Raw genomic sequence first — 4610 nt, forward strand, 5'->3', positions numbered from 1 at the left:
GTTGAGTAGCTTGGCCGCCGCGCCAAATCAATCTCCACGCTGAAGCTCACACAGGCAGGATGCCGCACCGCGACAAGAGATTGCGCGATGCGGCCCGCAAGGATAATTTCAGCCCTCGATACGCGGTCCGGACTTCGATTCGGACCGCGTCGTGCTTTTCCATGGCCTGGCACCTGCAAGGGCTGCCGGGTCCGCCGCTGGAGCGCTGCCCATGTCCCGCCGCAAGATGATTTATGAAGGCAAGGCCAAGATTCTCTATGAGGGTCCCGAGCCGGGTACGATCGTTCAGTATTTCAAGGACGATGCGACCGCTTTCAATAATGAGAAGAAGGCGACGCTTGAAGGCAAGGGTGTGCTCAATAACCGGATATCCGAGCACATCATGGTCGGCCTCGGCCGGATCGGCATTCCCACCCATTTCCTCAAACGCCTGAACATGCGTGAGCAGCTCGTGCGCCAGGTCGAGATCATTCCGCTGGAAGTGGTCTGCCGCAATGTCGCCGCCGGTTCGATCAGCACCCGTCTGGGCGTGCCGGAAGGCGAGCAATTGCCGCGCTCCATCGTCGAATTCTATTACAAGAAAGACGAACTCGGCGATCCGATGATTTCCGAAGAGCACATCACGGCCTTCAACTGGGCGACCCATCAGGAGATCGACGACATGATGGCGATGACCCTGCGGGTCAACGACTTCCTGAGCGGTCTTTTCACCGGCGCCGGCATCCGCCTGATCGATTTCAAGCTGGAATTCGGTCGCCACTATGAAGGCGACATGGTGCGCACGGTGCTGGCGGACGAGATCAGCCCCGACAGCTGCCGCCTCTGGGATCTCGAGACCAATGAGAAGATGGACAAGGACCGCTTCCGCCGCGACATGGGCAATGTCACCGAAGCCTACGCAGAAGTCGCCCGCCGTCTCGGCATCATGAAGGAAAGCGGCCAGGGTGCCGCCAATGGCGATGTCGGCAAGGGCGACGCAACCAAGTAGATTGCCGTCAGCGGCGCGTCTCACCCGATCCGACCGCGCAAACCCATCCATTTTTCCCGGAGGCGCGCAGCGCCATCCGGGACCAACGGGAAACGCATCATTTGCCGGATGGTCGGGTAGGTCCCGGCTCTCCACCCCGCTTCTGCGGGGCTCCGGCCGGGAAAAATGGTGAGGGTAAATCTGGTAAAATGCGCGCCGGCGCAAAACCATCCATTGATGCCTTGCCGAGACTCCGCCTCAGCCGGCGGACAAGACAACAATGCGGCAATCCGAGCGCGCCCGGCCCCTTCGACCCGCCGCTTCGCGGGTGCAGAAAGCGGGTCTGCATCCCTGCCCTGCTGAATCCGCACGCGCGATGAATTGCGCCGACGCCGACTCCGCTTTATGCAGGGGCGAAATGTCGTGACCAGCACAAGCGAGTCGAGCCCGTGAAAGCGAAAATCCACGTCTATCTGAAACCCGGCGTTCTGGACCCCCAGGGAGCGGCCGTTGCCGGCGCCCTGCACAATATGGGTTATGACGAGGTCGAAGCGGTCCGCCAGGGCAAGCTGATCGAGCTGGACCTGACCGGCGATGACGTCGAAGCCGCCCGCAGCCGAGTCGACGAGATGTGCGCCAAACTCCTCTCCAACCCGGTGATCGAGAGCTACTCGATCGAACTGGCGTAGGAGAGGCCGGCTTGGGCCTGCGTGACCTTTTGCTCTGGCTGTTTGCGGGCCGATCCCTGCCACGCAGGTCGGATTCGGGCACAGCGGATTTCGACTTGGGAGGCGATGTCGCTCGCCGGACTTCGACCAAGGGCGAAGCAGAACTCGCCGCTGAGATCGAGACCGCATTCCCCTACGAAGCCGTCAAAGTCGCTGGCGACAAGTCAGAGGCGGAGCGTGCACGTCTAACCATGATACCCGGACAATGCGCCGCTCATCTTGGTGATCGGGACAACTTCCTTAGTGTTGCGAGTATCTTCTGTCCGCCACCACAGGGCATTGATGGCCCCCGCTCTGCAACCGAAATTTTGGCCGCTTCTGCCAAAGTCGACCTCGCGGCATTTCGGAAGGCTCCGATTGCGTTCGACGCTGACGAGCTGGTCGAGGTTATGAATGAGGTCAGTGGTGACTGGCCTGTCGAGGTCGAAGCCATTGTGGGGCCATTGTCTGTCACGAGTCCGCTGACCAACGAACCGCACCCATTGACGCATATCGGTGTTTTTCCGACTGATGACGAGACAGAAGTCCCGGCCCTGCTGAGATGGGGGGCATGGAATGACTGCCCTGCACCTGAAGTCCACGTAGCACATCTCCGCGCTTGGCGAGATGCCTATGGAGCCAAACTGGTCTCGGTCACGCGAGACACGATAGAACTCAAAGTCGAAAGGCGCCCCGCATCGCGAGAGGAGGCCTTAAAACTTGCACATGAACAGTTCGCCTACTGTCCGGACATTGTCCTGCAAGGCACGCAATCCATCGAGGCGCTCGCCGCCAGCCTCATGCAGAGCGACTGGTGGTTTTTTTGGTGGGATTAGGGCATCAAGCGCCAACCGACACAGGGACACAACTCAGTATGAAATCCGCCGTCATCGTCTTCCCGGGCTCGAATTGTGATCGTGATGCTCACGACGCGATCGAGAATGTCACGGGCCACAAGCCGGCCATGGTCTGGCACCAGGACAGCGACCTGCCCGAGGGCACGGAATTTGTCATGGTGCCCGGCGGGTTTTCCTATGGCGACTATCTGCGCTGCGGCTCGATGGCCTCGCGCTCGGCGATCATGCCGGCCATCGTCGCCCATGCCGCGACCGGCGCGCCGGTTCTGGGCGTGTGCAACGGCTTCCAGATCCTCACCGAGAGCGGCCTTCTGCCAGGCGCGCTGATGCGCAATGCCGGGCTGAAATTCGTCTGCGAGAAAGCCCCGCTCACCGTCGAGAACGCCAATACGCAATTCACCTCACGCTATGAGGCCGGGGCCCAGCTTCTGGTGCCGATTGCCCATCATGACGGCAATTATTTCGCCGATGACGCCACGCTCGACCGCATCGAGGGCGAAGGCCAAGTCGTGTTCCGCTATGGCAAGAACCCCAATGGCTCGGCCCGCGACATCGCCGGCATCACCAATGAGCAGGGCAATGTGATGGGCATGATGCCCCACCCGGAACGCGCCGTGGACACCGGCCATGGCGGCACGGATGGTCTGGCGCTGTTTGAGAGCCTGCTGGGGAGTGCTTGATTGTTCCTGGCTGCGATCTTCAGCTCTGCCCTGCTCGCGTCGGCCGCTACGAGCGTTGATGTTTGCGAAGCGCCTTGCTTGCTGATCCAAGTGGCCGACGACGGTTCGTATAGCGAGGCCATGCCGAGTGAGGACAGCCGGTCGACGCCCGGTATTGACGCCAATATTGTCGATTGGGCCGTGTTCGACATCGACGGCGATGGATCCGCAGAACGGGTCGTGATCGATGATCGCGAGTCTGCTTTCGGGCCCGTGTCAGCGGTCTTCTTCGACGTGTCGTCAGGTGAGGCCTTCATCGCTTTTCAGTGCCAGGCCTCGACCCCCGAGACTGCGCTGGCGGATTGCGAGACCTGGTACAACAGCCTTGTTGCTGCGGACGTCGCAGCGGGACTTGATAGGGTGCAGGCTTCTACGCGCACCGATGGGGTTTTGGCATGGGAGACACAACATCTCCTCATCCCGAACGTGACGACACAGGCGAGCATGTTGCTGGCCATCCAATCAGTCGATCTAGCGCGCGCGCAGTTCCGGCTGACTAACGGATCGGCGGAAGCACGGCGTGAACTTGAAACCGCCCTCCTCTTCAGAGAGCAACGCGCCCTCCGCTTCTCTTTTGCGGACTGAACCGGCGAAACGAATGCCATCTCTCTGACTGGCACCAACACCCCTCGCTCCGCCACCATCTAACCCCGCCGCATCACCGCCAGCGACGGTGCCGCCGCATACCCGATCGCGCCCAGCGCTTCGACAAAGCTCTTCACGCTCGCCCCGCCATTCGGTGCCAAGAGGCGGCGGACATGGGTTTCGCCCTTGCCGAGCCGGCGAGCGAGCTGGCTCTGGGCACCGCGGCCCGTTGCGGCGACCCAGCGCGCGAGAACCACACGATAGGCCGTGACATGGTCGGGACAGACGAGGTTTTCGCCCGGTTGGCGCGGTGACGGGTCCGGAACGGCCCCGCCGCGTCGCAAGCGATCCCGAATCACCAGGTCGAGCGCGTCACCGGCCTCTGCCAGGGCCTCGGTCTCATCGGCCCCGTCCGTGGCCAGCTCGGGCAGGTCACGACACTCGACCCAACTCCGCCCGTCTTCATCTTTATGCAGCCGGACCGGATAGGCGAAAACCGTGAATTCAGCATTGTCCATGCCTGACTCCATTCAGAATTTCTCTTTCGGCACAGCAAGATCGCGCAACATCTTGGCCAACAAGCCCTTGCCGATCTCGCCCGACTTGACTGTCGTCGGCCGATTATCGAGACGCACCAATTGGTGTCCGCCCTTGCCACGCTCCGGGGAAATTGCGAGATCGAGCCCGTTGGCCTTGGCGTAGGCTCTCAGGCGGCGAATAAAGTCCTTGCCGTTCATGGAGCCTTCCTTCGATATAAGGCAGGACGCGGAACAAC

At 61.5% G+C, this 4610-nt stretch carries 7 protein-coding genes; 5 read left to right on the forward strand and 2 right to left on the reverse strand.

Annotated elements, in window-relative coordinates:
- Nucleotides 1-211 precede the first annotated feature (211 nt).
- The 5 genes from purC (at nucleotide 212) to QZ266_RS09620 (ending at nucleotide 3835) form a co-directional block, all read left to right on the forward strand.
- On the forward strand, nucleotides 212-988 hold the full coding sequence (gene purC, locus QZ266_RS09600) for a phosphoribosylaminoimidazolesuccinocarboxamide synthase (protein ID WP_295694483.1): 777 nt from the start codon (nucleotides 212-214) through the stop codon (nucleotides 986-988).
- 428 nt (nucleotides 989-1416) lie between these two features.
- Nucleotides 1417-1656 (forward strand): phosphoribosylformylglycinamidine synthase subunit PurS, encoded by a 240-nt coding sequence (gene purS, locus QZ266_RS09605; RefSeq protein ID WP_295694485.1) that lies wholly within the window; start codon nucleotides 1417-1419, stop codon nucleotides 1654-1656.
- 11 nt (nucleotides 1657-1667) lie between these two features.
- Nucleotides 1668-2510: a DUF4253 domain-containing protein gene (locus QZ266_RS09610; protein ID WP_295694487.1), complete on the forward strand. Its 843-nt coding sequence runs from the start codon at nucleotides 1668-1670 to the stop codon at nucleotides 2508-2510.
- 38 nt (nucleotides 2511-2548) lie between these two features.
- Nucleotides 2549-3211, forward strand: a complete 663-nt coding sequence (purQ, locus tag QZ266_RS09615; RefSeq protein WP_295694490.1) for a phosphoribosylformylglycinamidine synthase subunit PurQ — start codon at nucleotides 2549-2551, stop codon at nucleotides 3209-3211.
- Nucleotides 3212-3835 (forward strand): hypothetical protein, encoded by a 624-nt coding sequence (locus QZ266_RS09620; protein ID WP_295694494.1) that lies wholly within the window; start codon nucleotides 3212-3214, stop codon nucleotides 3833-3835.
- A 59-nt stretch (nucleotides 3836-3894) separates the two neighbouring features.
- Here QZ266_RS09620 and QZ266_RS09625 read toward each other — a convergent pair whose 3' ends face one another.
- Together QZ266_RS09625 and QZ266_RS09630 are read right to left on the reverse strand one after the other, a co-directional pair.
- Nucleotides 3895-4353: a type II toxin-antitoxin system HicB family antitoxin gene (locus QZ266_RS09625; RefSeq protein WP_295694496.1), complete on the reverse strand. Its 459-nt coding sequence runs from the start codon at nucleotides 4351-4353 to the stop codon at nucleotides 3895-3897.
- Between the two features lie 12 nt (nucleotides 4354-4365).
- Nucleotides 4366-4610, reverse strand: a 245-nt coding sequence (locus QZ266_RS09630) for a type II toxin-antitoxin system HicA family toxin (protein WP_295694498.1), incomplete at its 5' end; no start/stop codon positions are given.

This window comes from uncultured Maricaulis sp., assembly GCF_905480005.1.
GTDB lineage: Bacteria > Pseudomonadota > Alphaproteobacteria > Caulobacterales > Maricaulaceae > Maricaulis.

Coding starts and splice junctions, on each gene's coding strand:
- QZ266_RS09625 (WP_295694496.1), bottom strand. CDS start 4,353: ATGGACAATGCTGAATTCACGGTTTTCGCCTATCCGGTCCGGCTGCAT.
- purC (WP_295694483.1), top strand. CDS start 212: ATGTCCCGCCGCAAGATGATTTATGAAGGCAAGGCCAAGATTCTCTAT.
- purQ (WP_295694490.1), top strand. CDS start 2,549: ATGAAATCCGCCGTCATCGTCTTCCCGGGCTCGAATTGTGATCGTGAT.